The 16072-nt window shown below is 69.4% G+C and carries 16 protein-coding genes and 1 pseudogene; 12 read left to right on the plus strand and 5 right to left on the minus strand.

Annotated elements, in window-relative coordinates; all coding sequences use genetic code 11:
• Nucleotides 1-142: 142 nt before the first annotated feature.
• The 3 genes from CW359_RS33895 to CW359_RS33905 all read left to right on the plus strand — a co-directional run bounded on the left by CW359_RS33895 (nt 143) and on the right by CW359_RS33905 (nt 2971).
• Nucleotides 143-928, plus strand: coding sequence for a trypsin-like serine peptidase (locus CW359_RS33895; RefSeq protein ID WP_105974046.1), 786 nt, complete (start codon nt 143-145; stop codon nt 926-928).
• A 98-nt stretch (nt 929-1026) separates the two neighbouring features.
• Complete coding sequence (locus CW359_RS33900; RefSeq protein WP_232838732.1) at nt 1027-2034, plus strand: C40 family peptidase; 1008 nt, start codon at nt 1027-1029, stop codon at nt 2032-2034.
• Between the two features lie 211 nt (nt 2035-2245).
• On the plus strand, nt 2246-2971 hold the full coding sequence (locus CW359_RS33905; RefSeq protein ID WP_105974047.1) for a phosphatase PAP2 family protein: 726 nt from the start codon (nt 2246-2248) through the stop codon (nt 2969-2971).
• A gap of 57 nt (nt 2972-3028) precedes the next feature.
• Here the strand turns inward: CW359_RS33905 and CW359_RS33910 are convergent, their stop codons facing one another.
• On the minus strand, nt 3029-4585 hold the full coding sequence (locus tag CW359_RS33910) for an FAD-binding oxidoreductase (RefSeq protein ID WP_105974048.1): 1557 nt from the start codon (nt 4583-4585) through the stop codon (nt 3029-3031).
• A gap of 422 nt (nt 4586-5007) precedes the next feature.
• Between CW359_RS33910 and pstS the strand changes: the two genes are divergently transcribed.
• The 4 genes from pstS to pstB all read left to right on the plus strand — a co-directional run bounded on the left by pstS (nt 5008) and on the right by pstB (nt 9171).
• Nucleotides 5008-6135, plus strand: a complete 1128-nt coding sequence (gene pstS, locus CW359_RS33915) for a phosphate ABC transporter substrate-binding protein PstS (RefSeq protein ID WP_105974049.1) — start codon at nt 5008-5010, stop codon at nt 6133-6135.
• A 126-nt stretch (nt 6136-6261) separates the two neighbouring features.
• Nucleotides 6262-7269 carry a phosphate ABC transporter permease subunit PstC gene (gene pstC, locus CW359_RS33920; protein WP_105974050.1) on the plus strand — a complete coding sequence of 336 codons (1008 nt, stop codon included), beginning with the start codon at nt 6262-6264 and terminating at the stop codon, nt 7267-7269.
• The gene (gene pstA, locus CW359_RS33925) at nt 7266-8318 is read left to right on the plus strand and encodes a phosphate ABC transporter permease PstA (protein ID WP_105974051.1); all 1053 of its coding nucleotides are present in this window, start codon (nt 7266-7268) and stop codon (nt 8316-8318) included. The genes pstC and pstA overlap by 4 nt, the downstream gene beginning before the upstream one ends.
• A gap of 76 nt (nt 8319-8394) precedes the next feature.
• Nucleotides 8395-9171: a phosphate ABC transporter ATP-binding protein PstB gene (pstB, locus tag CW359_RS33930; RefSeq protein ID WP_105974052.1), complete on the plus strand. Its 777-nt coding sequence runs from the start codon at nt 8395-8397 to the stop codon at nt 9169-9171.
• 153 nt (nt 9172-9324) lie between these two features.
• Here pstB and CW359_RS33935 read toward each other — a convergent pair whose 3' ends face one another.
• Entirely contained in the window at nt 9325-9699 is a 375-nt protein-coding gene (locus CW359_RS33935; protein WP_232838729.1) for a peptidoglycan-binding domain-containing protein, read from the minus strand.
• Nucleotides 9700-9844: 145 nt separating this feature from the next.
• Here CW359_RS33935 and CW359_RS33940 point away from each other — a divergent pair, with 145 nt between their 5' ends.
• Entirely contained in the window at nt 9845-10846 is a 1002-nt protein-coding gene (locus CW359_RS33940; RefSeq protein ID WP_105974054.1) for a DUF5937 family protein, read from the plus strand.
• Between the two features lie 20 nt (nt 10847-10866).
• Here the strand turns inward: CW359_RS33940 and CW359_RS33945 are convergent, their stop codons facing one another.
• The 3 genes and pseudogenes from CW359_RS33945 to CW359_RS46825 form a co-directional block, all read right to left on the minus strand.
• Entirely contained in the window at nt 10867-11340 is a 474-nt protein-coding gene (locus tag CW359_RS33945; protein WP_105974055.1) for a hypothetical protein, read from the minus strand.
• 10 nt (nt 11341-11350) lie between these two features.
• Nucleotides 11351-12319, minus strand: a complete 969-nt coding sequence (locus CW359_RS33950; RefSeq protein ID WP_232838733.1) for an NsdA family TPR-like regulatory protein — start codon at nt 12317-12319, stop codon at nt 11351-11353.
• A 108-nt stretch (nt 12320-12427) separates the two neighbouring features.
• Nucleotides 12428-12508 (minus strand): annotated as a pseudogene (locus tag CW359_RS46825) (helix-turn-helix domain-containing protein); the annotation flags it as partial.
• Nucleotides 12509-12938: 430 nt separating this feature from the next.
• Here CW359_RS46825 and CW359_RS33955 point away from each other — a divergent pair.
• The 4 genes from CW359_RS33955 (at nt 12939) to tgmC (ending at nt 15977) form a co-directional block, all read left to right on the plus strand.
• Nucleotides 12939-13367, plus strand: coding sequence for an ATP-binding protein (locus tag CW359_RS33955; protein WP_105974108.1), 429 nt, complete (start codon nt 12939-12941; stop codon nt 13365-13367).
• 224 nt (nt 13368-13591) lie between these two features.
• Nucleotides 13592-13903, plus strand: coding sequence for a putative ATP-grasp-modified RiPP (gene tgmA, locus CW359_RS33960; RefSeq protein WP_105974057.1), 312 nt, complete (start codon nt 13592-13594; stop codon nt 13901-13903).
• Nucleotides 13900-14853 carry an ATP-grasp ribosomal peptide maturase gene (gene tgmB / locus CW359_RS33965; RefSeq protein ID WP_105974058.1) on the plus strand — a complete coding sequence of 318 codons (954 nt, stop codon included), beginning with the start codon at nt 13900-13902 and terminating at the stop codon, nt 14851-14853. Before tgmA ends, tgmB begins: the two co-directional genes overlap by 4 nt.
• Nucleotides 14850-15977, plus strand: a complete 1128-nt coding sequence (gene tgmC, locus CW359_RS33970; protein ID WP_105974059.1) for an ATP-grasp peptide maturase system methyltransferase — start codon at nt 14850-14852, stop codon at nt 15975-15977. Before tgmB ends, tgmC begins: the two co-directional genes overlap by 4 nt.
• Nucleotides 15978-16072 lie beyond the last annotated feature (95 nt).

Below are 16072 nucleotides of genomic sequence, written 5' to 3' on the forward strand. Positions count from 1 at the left end.
AAATCGGTCGGATCGCCTGCCGCGCATATGCCGCTGCCTCCGTTGTCGCGTGGGGGTTGTGATGAAGTTGTGATGCGGGTGTGTGTCGGCCGGGAAACGGTGCCAGGAGTTTCTTTCTTTTGGGAGGGACAGTGTCGGGGTGATGAAACGCCCCACTCGTCCCCCCGGCAACCGGCGGCACGCGCTGCTTGTCGTCGTCGCGCTGCTCGCCGTCACCTCCGTCTCCGGGGCGGGGCCCGGGAGTGCGGCCTCGGGGGTCCTCGGTGGGGCCGCCGTCGCGCAGGCGGCTCCTGCCGCTCCCTCGGTGCCTCGTGGTGCTCGTGTCGGGGCCCTGTTCAACGGGGATCTGGAGGGTGGGCACTTCTGTACCGCTTCTGTCGTGCGCAGTGGTGGGCGGGATCTGGTTCTCACCGCCGCGCACTGTCTGAGCGGGGACGGGGACACCGACGTCGTCTTCGTGCCCGGGTATCGGGACGGGCGGGCGCCGTACGGGGTGTGGCGGGTGGTCAGGACCTTTGTGCCCAGGGCCTGGAGTGATCGGGCCGATGAGGACAGCGACTTCGCCTTTGCCCGGCTCGCCGCCGGGAGGGGTGGGCGGGAGGTTCAGGATGTTGTGGGGGGCAATGTCCTTGTCACGGGGAGAGGGACCGGGGTCAGTGATCTCGTTGTCACCGGGTATCCCAATGTTCGTGAGTCGCCTCTTACCTGTGTCAATCGGCCTACCGTGCACAGTTCCACGCAGCAGCGCATCGAGTGTCCCGACTTCACCGACGGGACCAGTGGGAGTCCCTGGGTGGACGGGGCGGGGGATGTCGTGGGGGTGCTCGGGGGGTTCCAGCAGGGTGGGGCCACCGATGACGTGTCCTACAGCGCCGTGCTGGGGAGTGCGGCTGCCGCTCTGTATCGGGAGGCCGCCGGCGCTTCTTGAACGCTTCCTGAAGTGCGGCGCGTTTCGTCATGATCACCCTGTGGATCGGGTAGCCCCCTTACACTGACGTGGGCGTAATCCCTGGCGGTGAGGGGCGGTTGACGGTGCGTAAGGCATGGATCGTGGCGAGTGTTGCCGTCGGGGGCACCCTCAGCTTCGTGATGCTGCTCGTCGTCGGGGTCTATCTCGTCGCCGGGAACGTCGCCGGTGGGGTCGGCGGCGGGAGCGTCGCGCTCGCCAAGGGGGCCGTGCCGGCCGCCTATTCGGCGCTCGTGCAGAAGTGGGGCAATCTGTGCCCCGCCATCAATCCCGCGCTGCTCGCCGCTCAGCTGTACCAGGAGAGCGGATTCAATCCGAATGCGAAGAGTCCGGCAAAGGCGGAAGGGATAGCGCAATTCATCCCCGGCACCTGGGCCACGCACGGAATCGACGGCGACGGTGACGGCGACCGGGATGTGTGGGATCCGAATGACGCGATTCCGTCGGCCGCTTCGTACGACTGCGAGCTGGCTTCGTATGTCAAGGACGCGCCCGGGGACCCGACGCACAACATGCTCGCCGCCTACAACGCGGGGGCGTACGCCGTCATCAAATACGGGGGTGTGCCGCCGTATGCGGAGACGCAGAACTATGTGAAGACCATCACCACGCTGCAGGTCAGCTTTGCCGCGCCTGTGGGGCGCGTCGACCCCTCCGAGCAGGCCGCCGCGGCGATCACGTACGCCCAGGGGAAGCTCGGTACGCCCTACCTGTGGGGCGGTACCGGTACCGCTGAGCAGGGCGGACGCTTCGACTGCTCCGGGCTCACGCAGGCCGCGTACGAGAGTGTCGGGATCGAGCTGCCGCGGGTCGCCAACGACCAGTACAACGCCGGGCCGCACCCTTCCCGGGCCGAGCTGCTGCCGGGGGATCTGGTGTTCTTCTCCGACGACCTCACCAACTCCCGGGCCATCCGGCATGTCGGGATTTATGTGGGTGGCGGTTACATGATTGACGCTCCGCGTACCGGTGCGGTCATTCGGTTCGATCCCATCGACACCCCCGATTACTTCGGGGCGACCCGGGTGACCGAAGATGGCGCGAAAGCGTTGCCCACGGCCGTGTGAGCGCAGTGTGAAACCATCCCCTGAGCTGCGGCGATGTATCTCTCTTCGATAACGTCTGCGTGATCATTCGGTGGAGAGTGGAACGTATTAACGGAGACCGTGCGTTCCTGTTGCAGTAGCGGAATCGCTGTCGGTCACTCGTGTCACGTCTGTCAGGCGTGCCGTCGGCGGCAGTGGAATGTGGAAGTGACGACGAAGGGGCCGCAGCGCCATGGCTGGACTCGCCGAATCCGGGTCGAACCCCGACGTCGACCTGCTCTACGACATCAACGGCCTGGCCAAGGACGCGCCCCGGTGGTTCGACCGGGTGGTCGGGGTGGTGGGCGAGTACGGGTTGCTCGCCGCCATGGCACTGCTGATCGTGTGCTGCTGGTGGAGCGTCCGGCGGCGGGACGGGGACGCGGCGGCCGTGTCCGTCGCCGCGCTGGTCTGGGCGCCGCTCGCCGCGGCGGTCGCCGTGCTGGTGAACATTCCCATACGGGGGTTCGTGGAGCGGCCCCGTCCCTTTCTGGATCATCAGGGGCTTGAGGTCCTGGTCTCCGGGAAGACCGACTACTCCTTCGTGAGCGATCACGCGACGATCACCATGGCGATGGGGGTCGGGCTGTTCGTGGCGAACCGGAGGTTCGGCCTGGTGGGGATAGGGATCGCGCTGCTGGAGGGCTTCTGCCGCGTGTACATGGGGGTGCACTACCCGACGGACGTGGTCGGCGGGTTCGCGCTCGGGACCGCGGTCGCGTTGCTGCTGTCGCCGGTCGCGATGGCGCTGCTCACGCCGGTCACCCGGGCGATCGAGAGGTCAGGGCGGGCCGGGGCGCTGATCCGGGCCCGCGGGGACCGGTCCGGGTCCGGGTCGGGACCGGAGTCCGACAGCGGTGCCGGTGCGGTGGTCCCGGGGTCCCGGGCGGGTGCCGAGGCGCGGGACCTGGCCGCGTAGCGGCAGCGCGTCCGTCGCACGTACCGCACGCATCGCGCCCGCTACCCGCGCTCACCCCTACAGCGCCTGCGGGTACGTGAACACCCTGCTCGGGTCGTACTCGTGCTTCAGCTTCGTCAGGCGCGTCGCCGCGTCCCCGTAATACGCCTTGCGCCAGTTCCTCAGCGTCGGGTCCGTGTAGTTCTGGTAGGCGGCGCCCGAGGCGTACGGGGACATCGCGTTGTGGGCCGAGGTGAGCCAGGACTGTGCCGTCGTCCCCGTCGTGCCCGCCCGCCACGACACGATGTACTGGGCCAGCATCCTGGAGCGGCGGTGCACGAACGCCGTCGCCGTCGGTGAGACCCGGTTCACCGCGCCGCCCAGTGCCGTGAACGCGATGCTGCCCGAGCCGCCCCGCACCGAGGTCAGCTGGGTGAGGAGCGTCTGGATGCCCGCGGCCGACAGCGAGCGGTCGTAGAAGTCCGAGCGGGCCGCGTACGTCTCCCGGCCCAGGGCGCCCTGCGGGGAGCGGCCCGGGGTTGAGCCCGGGAGGTGGCACTGGGCGTCCGTCGCGAAGGACGAGCAGCCCGCGTACACCTCCATCGCCTCCTCGTACGAACGCCGCTTCAGCGAGACGCTCGTCGCCGGGGAACCGATTCTGTCCGCCAGGCGGTCCACCGCGTTCTGCAGTTCCGTGTATGTGCCCAGGGAGAACGCCGAGATCGAGATCGTCGGGGTGCCGCCCGCCGCGTTCGCCACGTGCAGGGCGGACCAGATCTCGTCCGGCTGGGTCGGGCCCCACTCCTGCCAGGCCTTCATCACCGCCGCCGCCTTCCGCCACGGCCACGACAGGTACGCCGCCACCGCCTGCGGGGCCGGGTGGGTGCGGAAGTGCAGTTCCGTGACGACGCCGAAGTTGCCGTTGCCCGCGCCCCGCAGGGCCCAGAAGAGGTCCTTGTTCGTGGTCGCGTTCGCCGTCAGTTGTCGGCCGTCCGCCGTGATCAGGGTCGCCTGGGTGAGGCTGTCGCAGGTCAGGCCGTACGCCCTCGACACCACGCCGTGGCCGCCGCCCAGCGTCAGGCCCGACACTCCGACCGTCGGGCACGAGCCCGCCGGGATCGTGACGCCCTTCGCCGTCAGGGCTCGGTAGACGTCGATCAGTTTTGAGCCCGCTCCGACCACCGTCGTGCCGCTTGATGTCCGGATTTTGTTCAGTTTCGATACGTCGATGATCAGGCGGCCGTTGCCCGAGGACCAGCCCGCGTACGAGTGGCCGCCGTTGCGGATCGCCACGGGGACCGAGTGGGCGCGGGCGTACGCGAGTGCCGTGCGGATGTCGTCCGGATGGGCCACGTACGCCACCGCGGCCGGTTTCAGGCCGTCGAAGCGGGTGTTGTAGAGCTGGCGGGCCGCCGGCCAGGAGGCGTCGCCCGGGCGGATCAGCGGGCCGTCCAGGTCGCGGCCCAGGGCCGTCCAGTTGGCGGGGGTCGAGGCGCTCGTGGTCGTCAGGGCGGTCGTCGACGCCGGGGCCGCGGAGTTCCCCTTCTTCGTGTCCGCGCCCGCGCCCGTGCACGCCGCCGTCGTCATCGTCGCCAGGGCGGCCATGCCGCCTTCCATGAACGTCCGCCGCCGCATGGTGCTCCTCCTCGGGTCCCGGGGGTCTCGATTCCTCCGTTTGAGCCCGCGTTGGCTCCCGTCGAACGAGACGGGTTCCATGGATCGTGGGTTCCATCGTCGGACGTGTTCGCGAGAGGGAGTGGAAGGATGGGTTCCGGTCCGTTTCCTGGTCCCTACCGCATCGGCCGAACCGCCGGGGGCGTTCCTCCGGTCGGGACCCACACGTGTTCTCCCCGTGAGCATTCCGTGACCTCACCGCACCGACCGCAGGGGTTCACCCTCCGTTTACCTGCGCCCGTAGGTGGCTTCACCTGATCTGCCTAATTTCGGCCCTACCCGGTGCTCGGTGTGCCTCCACGGACGCCTGAGCGCCACCCACTCTTCGTTACCTCGCACGCCGCCGGATTCAGGACGGCGGCTTCTGGAAGGAACTCCCGACAGTGAAGCTTCAGCGCATGAACCGGCGGGCCCTCACCCTCGGTGCTCTCGCCGTCTCCGGCGCCCTGGCCCTCACGGCGTGCGGCTCCGACGACACCGGCACGAGCACGAGCGCCAGCGACGGGGCCTCGACCGCCGCGAACAGCTCCATCAAGTGTGACGACGCCAAGGGCCAGCTGCTCGCCGACGGCTCCTCCGCGCAGAAGAACGCGATCGACGCGTGGGTCAAGAGCTTCACCGCGGCCTGCTCCGGCGTGCAGATCAACTACAAGGGCGGCGGCTCGGGCGCCGGCGTCACCGCGTTCACGCAGGGCACGGTCGCCTTCGCCGGTTCCGACTCCGCGCTGAAGCCCGACGAGGTCACCGCCTCCAAGTCGGTCTGCACCGGCGGCACCGCGATCGACCTCCCGGCCGTCGGCGGCGCCATCGCGCTCGCCTACAACCTCCCGGGTGTCGACAACCTGGTCCTGGACGCGCCCACCCTCGCCAAGATCTTCAACAGCAAGATCACGACCTGGGACGACGCCGCCATCAAGGCGCTGAACCCGGACGCGAAGCTCCCCAGCACCAAGATCCAGGCCTTCCACCGCTCCGAGGACTCCGGCACCACGGACAACCTCACCAAGTACCTGATCGCCACCGCTCCGTCGGACTGGCCCTACGAGGGCGGCAAGGCCTGGCAGGCCAAGGGCGGCCAGGCGGCCTCCGGCTCCGCGGGCATCGCCGCGCAGGTCAAGCAGACCGAGGGCGCGATCGGCTACATGGAGCAGTCGTACGCCAAGGACCTGACCTCGGTCGCCATCGACACCGGCGCCAGCGCCCCGGTCAAGCCGTCCTCCGACGGTGCCACCAAGGCCATCGCCGCCGCCCAGGTCGTCGGCACCGGCAACGACTACTCGCTCAAGCTCGACTACAAGACCACGGCCGACGGCGCCTACCCGATCACCCTGGTCACGTACGAGATCGTCTGCGACAAGGGCAACAAGTCGGACACCCTGCCCGCCACGAAGGCCTTCCTCCGCTACATCACCAGCGAAGAGGGCCAGGGCATCCTGAGCGGTATCGACTACGCCCCGATCCCGGCCGAGATCATCGCCAAGGTTCGTACGACCGTCGAGAGCCTGGCCTGACCTGAAGTGTGTGGCCGGGGTCCGGCGCCCAGCTCGTAGCCGCTGGGCCGGCCCCGGCCACACCGTCCGGTGCACCGCCGCCAGGAGCCGCATCCCCGGGTGCGGCCCCGCAGACCGGAGAACCCGATGGACATAACCACCAAGAACGCAGACACCCCGCCTCCCGCCCCCCAGCCGACCCAGGTCGAGCAGAAGCGCGCGGCCCGTGGCGCCACCCGACCCGGTGACCGGATCTTCCTCGGTCTCTCCCGCGGCTCGGGCATCCTGCTGCTGGCGATCATGGCAGCGATCGCGATCTTCCTGACCTATCGCGCGACCCTCGCGATCAGCAAGGACGACGGCAACTTCCTCACCACCTTCGAGTGGAACACCAACGTCACCCCGCCGAAGTTCGGCATCGCGGTCCTGGCCTTCGGCACGATCGTCTCCTCGATCGTCGCCATGGTCATCGCGGTCCCGGTCGCCGTCGCCATCGCGCTGTTCCTCACGCACTACGCCCCGCGCAAGCTGAGCGGCCCCATCGCGTACGTGATCGACCTGCTCGCCGCGGTGCCGTCCATCGTGTACGGCCTGTGGGGCGCGCTGATCCTCGTACCGAACATGAACGGCCTCTTCGGCTGGCTGAACGACTACCTCGGCTGGACCGGGGTCTTCTCCTGGGAAGAGGGCGCTCCGCGCTCGATGCTGACCGTGGGCATCCTGCTCGCGATCATGATCCTGCCGGTCATCACCAACGTCAGCCGTGAGGTCTTCCGGCAGACGCCGCGGATGAACGAGGAGGCCGCGCTGGCCCTCGGCGCCACCCGCTGGGAGGTCATCCGCATGTCGGTGCTGCCCTTCGGGCGCTCCGGGGTGATCTCCGCGTCGATGCTCGGCCTCGGCCGCGCGCTGGGCGAGACGATGGCCGTCGCCACCGTCCTCTCCCCGAGCTTCCTCATCGAGACCAGCCTGCTCGACCCGGGCGGCGGCACCTTCGCGCAGAACATCGCCGCCAAGTTCGGCGAGGCGAACGAGTTCGGCCGTGACGCGCTCATCGCCTCCGGTCTCGTCCTGTTCGTCATCACCTTGGTGGTCAACGGCGCCGCCCGCGCGATCATCGCCCGCCGCGCCGAGTACTCGGGGGCCAACGCATGAGCACCGTCGTAGCCCAGAAGCCCAAGGGCTCCCTCCAGGGCGCCCGCCTTCCCAAGTGGTTCCCGTACGCCCTCGCCGGCGGGTCGGTCGCCCTCGGGATCGGCATCAGCCTGGCCGCCGGTCTGGACAGCAACATCCAGTGGGGCCTGATCGCCGCGATCCTCTTCGTCGTCGGTACGTACGTCATCGCCACGCGCGTCGAGGGCAAGCGGCAGGCCAAGGACCGGATCGCGACCTCGCTGGTCTGGGTCGCCTTCCTGCTCGCCGTCGTACCGCTGGTCTCCCTGGTCTGGACGACCGTCGCGCGCGGTGTGAAGGTCCTCGACGGCTACTTCCTGTCCCACTCGATGGGTGTCGTCGCCGACAGCGAGCCGGGCGGTGGCATCTACCACGCCATCATCGGCAGCCTGGAGCAGGTCGGTCTGGCCACCGCGATGGGCGCGCCGATCGGCGTCCTCACCGCGATCTACCTGGTCGAGTACGGCCGCGGCAAGCTCGCCAAGGCGGTCACGTTCTTCGTGGACGTCATGACGGGCATCCCGTCGATCGTCGCGGGCCTCTTCATCCTCAGCATCATGCTGCAGTTCGAGATGCAGCCCTTCGGCTTCGCGGGCTCGCTGGCCCTGGCCATCCTGATGATGCCGGTGGTCGTCCGCTCGACGGAGGAGATGCTGAAGCTCGTACCGAACGAGCTGCGTGAGGCCTCCCTCGCGCTCGGCATCCCGAAGTGGCGCACCATCCTGAAGGTGGTCCTGCCGACCGCCATCGGCGGCATCACCACCGGCATCATGCTGGCGGTGGCCCGTATCGCCGGTGAGACGGCGCCGGTGCTGCTGCTGGTCTTCGGCAACCCTTTCATCAACAACAACCCCTTCGAGGGTGCGCAGGCCTCGCTTCCGCTGTACATCTATCAGCAGTACAGCGGCGGCACGGACGCTTCGTACGACCGGGCCTGGGCGGCGTCGCTCACGCTGATCGCCTTCGTGATGATCCTCAACCTCGGTGCCCGCGGTATCGCCCGCTGGAAGGCACCGAAGACAGGTCGCTGACGCGGCCATACGACAGCGACCTGTAGCCGGTCGCCCCGGCGGCCGGCTGACCCCTCGAAAGAAGCAGTGATATCCAATGGCCAAGCGAATCGACGTAAGCGGCCTCAGCGCCTACTACGGCTCCTTCCGCGCGATCGAGGACATCTCGATGACGGTCGAGCCGCGCTCGGTGACGGCCTTCATCGGCCCCTCCGGCTGCGGCAAGTCCACCTTCCTGCGCACCCTGAACCGCATGCACGAGGTCACCCCCGGCGGGCGGGTCGACGGCAAGGTCATGCTCGACGACGAGAACCTGTACGGCGCCGGGGTCGACCCGGTGGCGGTGCGGCGTGAGGTCGGCATGGTCTTCCAGCGGCCGAACCCCTTCCCGACGATGTCGGTGTACGACAACGTGGCGGCTGGGCTGCGGCTGAACGGCTCGTACAAGAAGTCCGAGCTGAGCGATGTCGTGGAGAAGTCGCTGAAGGGCGCGAACCTCTGGAACGAGGTCAAGGACCGTCTCAACAAGCCCGGTTCGGGTCTTTCGGGCGGTCAGCAGCAGCGGCTGTGCATCGCGCGGGCGATTGCCGTCGAGCCGAAGGTGCTGCTGATGGACGAGCCGTGCTCGGCCCTCGACCCGATCTCGACGCTCGCGATCGAGGACCTGATCGGTGAGCTGAAGGAACGGTTCACGATCGTCATCGTGACGCACAACATGCAGCAGGCGGCGCGTGTCTCGGACAAGACGGCGTTCTTCAACCTCGCGGCGGTCGGGCAGCCCGGCAAGCTGATCGAGATCGACGACACGGAGCGGATCTTCTCCAACCCGTCGGTGCAGGCGACCGAGGACTACATCTCGGGCCGCTTCGGCTAGACCGGCCGCGCCCGGGCTGTTCCCGGCTCGCTTCAAGACCCCTCGCGGTGCTGCATGGCGGTGCCACCGCGAGGTCGAATAGGGCCCGCCCCTGGATTCGCTCCGGGGCGGGCCCGTTCGTGTGCCCTGTGCGGGTGCCTCGCCTGGCTCGGCTCAGCGGTGGAGGTAGGCCCAGGTGTTCGTGCCCACGACGCCGTCCGCGCCGCCCGGGACACCCCAGTAGGCCTGGAAGTCCCTGACCGCGGTCTCGGTCAGCGGGCCGAACTCGCCGTCGACGGCGACGTACGGGTACCCCCAGTACTGCAGGAGGCACTGCAGATGCCGTACGGCGTTGCCTACGCTGCCCCTCCTCAGGGTGGGGTGGGAGCTGGAGTAGGGGCAGCCGTGTTCGTTCTGGATGGTCACCGGCGCCGTGGTGGCCTTGGTGGGGGTGGTCGCCGTACTGGTTGCGAAGGCGGCGGTACTGCCCGCTGTCACGAGCGAGGCCGCGAGGACGAGCGGGGTCATCGCCCGCAGTGTTCTACGCATGACGGTGCTCCTCGTTGTTGGCGTGATCAGCCGTTCCCGGTACGGATCCCGGCTGACCTGAACGAGTGTTCCGGTGCGCGGCGCGCTCTGTCACGCTCCTTTGAAGCAGGTGAAGAGTCGCAGATGGCAGGGCGAAGGGACGGGGATGGTCCGTTTCCATTTCACCGCCGAGGATCTCGCCAGGACCCGGGTGGTGGCAGTACCGCACTCCCTGTGGGAAATAGCCTCCAGCCTGCACAGATTCCAGACCAGGAAAGGGCGTTGGGCGTTCGCGGAGTGGCACCGTACGGCGTCCGCCCGGCTGCACGGGACCGAGCTGGGGCGGGCCGTCAGGAACGTGCTGCTGCCGCTCTTCCCCCGCGCGAGCTACTTCCCGGACTTCCTCACCCCCACGGAGGGGTCCGAGGGCCTCGGCCACGGCCTTGAGGCCGTCCTGGCCACCCCGCCGGCCCAGGTGACCCGGGAGATCACGCTGCTCTCCGCCGCGGCGGGCGCTCCGGACTGGGCCCCGCAGCTCGCCGGCGCCGAGCTGCGGGGCCAGGTCGTCGAGCTGCTCCGCGCGTACTACCAGGCGGTCATCACGCCGTACGAGGAGCGGATGCGGGAGTGCCTCGAAGCGGAGCGGGTCCGGCATGCGAGAACCCTGCTCGACCACGGGGTCGAGGGCCTGCTCGGCAGCCTGACGCCGGCCGTGCGCTGGAGACATCCCGTCCTGGAGTTCGACGGCGGCACCGAACGGGACGTCCAGCTGAACGGCCGCGGACTGCTCCTGGTCCCCTCCTACTTCTGCTGGGGCACACCGGTCGCCCTGGTCGACCCGGGCCTCCCGCCGGTCCTGATGTACCCCCTCCACCACGAACCGGCCACCGCGCACAACGTTGTCGAGGACCGCACCGGCCCACCGCTGGCGGCCCTCCTGGGCCACACCCGCTCGGTCATCCTGCGCGCCACGGCGACAGGCGCCACCACGACAGAGGCGGCCCGCTACGCCGGAGTCTCCGCCGGAACGGCCACCCACCACACGACGGTCCTACGGGACACGGGCCTGATCACCAGCCACCGCCGAGCCAACACCGTCCTGCACACCCTGACCCCGCTCGGGGCGTCCCTGCTGAGAAGGGAGCGGGGACGAAACACGTCGCCGTGAGCGCAGCGGACACGCGACGGTCAGCGCACGGCGCCCGCGGGCCACAGCACCCGTACGGGGACGCCGTTGCGCTCGGCGTAGGCGACGACGTCGGCTGTTCCGCCGTATCCCCGGGCCGGCTTCCCGTCCCAGACGGCGAGCAGCTCGTCGACCAGGCCGACAAGGATCTCGCTGCCCGCCTGATGCGCCTCCGAGGTGGACTCGACCAGACCGGTCTCGTGGACGTGGGAGGCCTTCGCCAGCAGGGTGTCGTACGTGGCGTGGTGCCACTCGGGGAGGTTCTCGCGGTATTCGGCGGCCGGGATGACGACCTCCAGGTGTCCTCCGTGCTCCAACACCACCTCCGCGAACCAGGCGTCGGGACCGTCGGCGACGCACGAGACGGCGAGCAGTTCCGCGACGTCGTAGGCGCGCACCGCCTCGCCCAGCATCGCCCGGACACGTTCCTCTGTCTCCGCGTCGAGCCCGCGGTGGCCTGTGATTCCGACCCGCACCCTGAACCTCCTACAGGTAGACGCCGTGCAACTGCTCGTCGAAGTGCCGCACCGGCTTGGGCGGCGCGGTGGTGGTGAGGGTACGGCGCAGGGTGCGCGCCCGCTCCACGATCCGCCCCGACCGGTACTTGAGCCCGGTCTCCAGCGCACGGGAGGCGAGGGCGAACGCCGCGTCCACCCGTCCTCCGGCGAGGTGGCCGGAGGCAATGTCGAGCACCAGGAGCGCACGCTGTTTTTCGTGGCCGGTGGCGAGTGCCCCGGTGTCCTCGGACAACACCCAGTCGGCGAGGCCGAGTTGTGCGCCGCACGCCACCCGGGCTGCGGCCACCTTCGTCTCGGTGAAGCTGAACACCCAGGGCCACGGCGGGGGTTCCTGTCCGTCCAGGGTGGCGACGGCGGCCCGCGACGCGGTCAGGGACCGGTCGGCCCGGCGCCGGTCCCCAGCCGCCGCGTGTGCCAGGGCCTCCACGCTGGACAGCCACGAATCCGCGACGGCGAGGCGCTGTTCGCCCAGCGCGCGACGTGCTCTCGCCGCGAGATTCAGCGCCTGGACGCCGTTGCCCGCGTGCGCCTCGAACTGGGCGAGGCTGCCGGTCTGATAGGCGGTCAGTAACGGGTTGCCTGCCGCTTGCGCGGCCCTGATGGCGGCGCCGTACCACGTGCGGGCGCTGCCGTTGTCGCCCATGTCCCACGCCAACCAGCCGGCCAGGCTCGCCGCCTCACTGCCGACGGCCGCCAGTCGGGGGCGCTGGTCGGCATGCGCGTCGCGGGTGATGGCCTGGATCAGGCGCATGTGCGCTTTGACGGACTCCTCCAGATCCCTGGCCGAGGTGGAGCCGTCGAGGCGCCGATACGCGGACGTACTCAGCCGAAGCGCCGCCGCCTGCTCGCCTGCCGTGTCGCCCGGGTCAGGGAGTGCGGCCAGTGCAGGGGTAGCGGCCACGGCCGCAGCCCCGCCGAGGAATCGGCGTCGGTCCACGTCAGACTCGTCTTTCGCGTGTGTCCGGTGGTGGCCGTCGGCAAGCCCGACAAGGTTCGGCGGGATCGCCAGATGCGCGGCAGCCGCCGCCAGAATGTCTGTGCTGTAGGCCGTGGTTCCCTTCGCTTCCAGACGGGACACAGCGGACTGGCTCATGCCGAGGGCCTGGCCCAAGGCCGCCTGCGTCATCCCTCGGTCGGAGCGGACGAGTTCGATCACCCGTCCGTAGTCCCCAGCCCGTGAAGCCTCCCGCACCGGCCCTGTCCGGAAGTCCACGGCTGCCCCCACGTTACGAGTCTCTGCGGCTCAGGGCTCCTACCCGTACCCGCCCAGCGCATAGTCGTATGCGGGTGCCGCATGGGCGATGGTCGCATGCCGCAGGTGATCGTTCACTGGGTGTCAGTACAACGTCCCCTCCCTTTACGGGAGTTCGGGCACATGTGCGACCGGTACGCCCCTGGATTCCTGTCAGAGGCGTACCGCACCCCCACCCGTCGGCGAGCGAAGGCCGCGATATGGCGATGACCCAGACCAGTACCGACAGGCGGCCCGCTCTCCTGCCCACCGCCTCCCACGATTCCACCAGACGGAGCGTCGGCCTGGGCGGGGCGTCGTGACCATGACGGCCGTACAACCTATCCCGGTCGGTGCGCCGGGCTACACCACTTCGTTGCTGTGCAAGCCGGAATCAGCAGGTACGGCCCGGCGGCTGGTGGTCGCGTCGCTGAGCACTTGGGGTCTCGGCGACCTGGCCGACGTGGGTCGGTTGGTCGTCTCCGAACTGGTCTCCAACTCCGTTCGGCACACGTCCTGCCGCCTCATCAAGGTCTCCGTCCGACGGATGGGAGTGGACCGCGTACGCATCGGCGTGACCGACAAGTCCTGTCGGCTACCGGAGTTGGGCGCAGGCAACAGCGGCCACGAGGGCGGCCGGGGGCTGCTCCTGGTCGAGGTGATGGCGGACCGGTGGGGGTACGACAAATACCGCTGGGGCAAGACCGTCTGGGCCGAGCTGGTCGTCGTGAAGGACGACGAGGTCACGTCATGAGGCAGCTCGGCGGCAGTCGATCCCCACCTGGCACGCCGAAGGGTGCGCGAGCGTCGCCGCCTGTGAGCTGGACGTAGATCCCTCGCGCCAGCTCCTGGGCGTGCTGCTGCCGGACGACTGCGCCCCTGTCAGATCCCCGGATTTCCGCCCGGCCTATCCATCAGCAAAACAACGAGTTCCCCGTCGACACCCTCAGCACACCATCCACACCTACGGAGGCACACATGTACGCCCACTCCGACCGGCTCCCCACCGGGACACCACTGCCCAATGGTGTCAGTACTCCCCTGCCGTGGGGACTGCGGCGCATGATCCCGTACCCGGCCATGGCCCCGTCGTACGCCCGCGTCGAACTGGACCCCGTCACCCAGACCGGCCGGTACTTCGACACGGCCGGGCAGCCGATGATGATGCCCGGCCACGGCACGAGCACCGGCACCAACCCCGCCACCAACACCGGTAACCCCTCCGACGGTTCAGGTGGTGGCGGAAACGGCGGCGGTGACCAGGACACGGGGAACGACAGCGACCAGTGACACACAAGGGTCCGGTTCTGGTCGTCACCAACATGGACGACCCCACGACCGACCTGGTGATCGAGGAACTGCACGGCCGGGGCGTCCCGGTCGTGCGGTTCGACTCCGGGGACTTCCCCGCCACCCTGTCGTTCGCGGCCACCATCACCGGCGAGGGCGTCGAAGGCACGCTGACCACGCCCACCCGCACAGCGGACCTGTCCCGCGTTCGCTCCCTCTACTACCGCCGCCCCTCCGGATTCACGTTCCCCCACCTGGACGAACAGACGGCCCGTTTCGCCGTCACGCAGGCCCGCTACGGCCTCGGCGTAGTCCTGGCGTCCCTGCCCGGATGCCTGTACGTGAACCACCCCCACCGCATCGGCGACGCCGAGTTCAAACCGGCCGGGCTCGACGTCGCCGTACGCGCCGGGTTCCGGGTCCCGCCCACCCTCATCACCTCCGACCCCGACGCGGCTCGCTCGTTCATCAAGGCCTGCGGACCCGTCGTCCACAAGCCGCTGTCGACTCCGCTGTACCGCAACGACGAAGGGGTCTCCTGCACGGTCGAGGTGCTGGAGGCCGCCGCCGAGGAAATCGACGATGCCGTGGCCGGTACCGCTCACCTCTTCCAGTCCCGCGTGGAGAAATCCGCGGACGTCCGGGTCACGGTCATGGGCGACCAGGTGTTCGCGGTCCGTATCGACTCCGGTCTCCTCGACTGGCGCACCGACTACAGCAGGCTCACCTACACCGTGGTCCAGCCGCCGCCCGGCACAACCGAGGCCCTTCACACCTACCTCGCCCACTTCGGGCTCGTGTTCGGCGCTTTCGACTTCGCAGTGGGCCGCGACGGGACATGGTGGTTCCTGGAATGCAACAGCTCCGGACAGTGGGCGTGGCTGGAGCCGGAGACCGGGTTGCCCATGACGGCGACGATGGCGGATCTCCTCGAAAGGAAGACGACGTGACCGACGACCAGGAGCTGAGGCATCGGCTGGCCCGGCAGCTCTCCCAGAGCCTCCACCTGCGTACCGGCCCATGGCTGGCGGCCGTCGAAGCCGTGCCCCGGCACGAGTTCCTGCGCGGCGGGTTCTTCGACCGGGTGGCGGGACCGGGCCCGACCGCGTGGCGGCCGGTCATGCCCGACTCCCCGCAGTGGCTGAGCCGTTGCTACGAAGACGAGTCCCTCGTGACCCAGATCGCCGGGACCATCGTGCCCACAGACATCCGGGGCGAGATCCTGCGGGCGCCCACGTCGTCCTCCACCATGCCCGGCCTGGTCGTGCGGATGTGGGAAGACCTCCAGGTCGACGACGCCCACCAGGTCCTCGAAATCGGCACGGGGACCGGCTACTCCACCGCCCTCGCCTGTCACCGTCTCGGGGACGACCGGGTGACCTCCGTCGAGGTCGACGAAGGAGTCTCGGGCCGGGCGCGCGCCGCCCTCGGCCGGCTCGGCCACCGTCCGAACCTGGTCGTGGGTGACGGGCTTCTCGGCCACAAGGACGGCGGCCCCTACGACCGGGTCATCGCCACGTGCGGGATCACCACCGTCCCCGCCGAGTGGCTCGCCCAGACCCGTCCCGGCGGCATCATCCTCGCCACGGTGAGCGGCTGGCTCTACTCCTCGGAACTCGCCCGGTTGATCGTGCACGACGACGGCACCGCCACAGGTCACTTCCTCAGCGGGCAGATCTCGTTCATGCTTGCCCGACCACAGAGCCCGCCGCCCCTCGGGACCCTGCCCGACCTGGACACGGGCAGCCAACGCCCCGCACGCCTTGGCGCTGACATCCTGGACGACTGGAACACCCGCTTCGTCGCCCAGCTCGCCGCACCCCGCGCCCAGCGCGTCACCCTTGACCGTGACGGCCGGGAGGAACATGTCCTGATCGACGTCGAGGCCGAAGCGTGGGCCGTCCTCCACCAGGACCGCGACGGCTGGGTGGTGCGTCAGGGCGGCCCCACCCTGCTGTGGGACGCCATCGAGGAGCACGTCACCCGTTGGCGCCGGGACGGATCCCCGTCGTTGGATCGCTTCGGCATCACCGTCACCCCCGAGGGGCAGACGGTCACCTGGCCCGGCACCTGACCCACTCCACCGAGGCCCCTGCCTGCCTCGCACACTGCTGGTGAATCCCGGCGTCCGTGACTACGCGGCCCGCACCACCCCGTCGGGGCTGTGCG

It is taken from the genome of Streptomyces geranii (assembly GCF_002954775.1).
Taxonomy (GTDB): Bacteria; Actinomycetota; Actinomycetes; order Streptomycetales; family Streptomycetaceae; genus Streptomyces; species Streptomyces geranii.

Bases quoted from the DNA above. Each gene is read 5' to 3' on its own strand.
- CW359_RS33895 (WP_105974046.1), top strand. From the start codon at position 143: ATGAAACGCCCCACTCGTCCCCCCGGCAACCGGCGGCACGCGCTGCTT.
- CW359_RS33905 (WP_105974047.1), top strand. From the start codon at position 2,246: ATGGCTGGACTCGCCGAATCCGGGTCGAACCCCGACGTCGACCTGCTC.
- CW359_RS33910 (WP_105974048.1), bottom strand. From the start codon at position 4,585: ATGCGGCGGCGGACGTTCATGGAAGGCGGCATGGCCGCCCTGGCGACG.
- pstC (WP_105974050.1), top strand. From the start codon at position 6,262: ATGGACATAACCACCAAGAACGCAGACACCCCGCCTCCCGCCCCCCAG.
- pstA (WP_105974051.1), top strand. From the start codon at position 7,266: ATGAGCACCGTCGTAGCCCAGAAGCCCAAGGGCTCCCTCCAGGGCGCC.
- pstB (WP_105974052.1), top strand. From the start codon at position 8,395: ATGGCCAAGCGAATCGACGTAAGCGGCCTCAGCGCCTACTACGGCTCC.
- CW359_RS33935 (WP_232838729.1), bottom strand. From the start codon at position 9,699: ATGCGTAGAACACTGCGGGCGATGACCCCGCTCGTCCTCGCGGCCTCG.
- CW359_RS33940 (WP_105974054.1), top strand. From the start codon at position 9,845: ATGGTCCGTTTCCATTTCACCGCCGAGGATCTCGCCAGGACCCGGGTG.
- CW359_RS33955 (WP_105974108.1), top strand. From the start codon at position 12,939: ATGACGGCCGTACAACCTATCCCGGTCGGTGCGCCGGGCTACACCACT.
- tgmA (WP_105974057.1), top strand. From the start codon at position 13,592: ATGTACGCCCACTCCGACCGGCTCCCCACCGGGACACCACTGCCCAAT.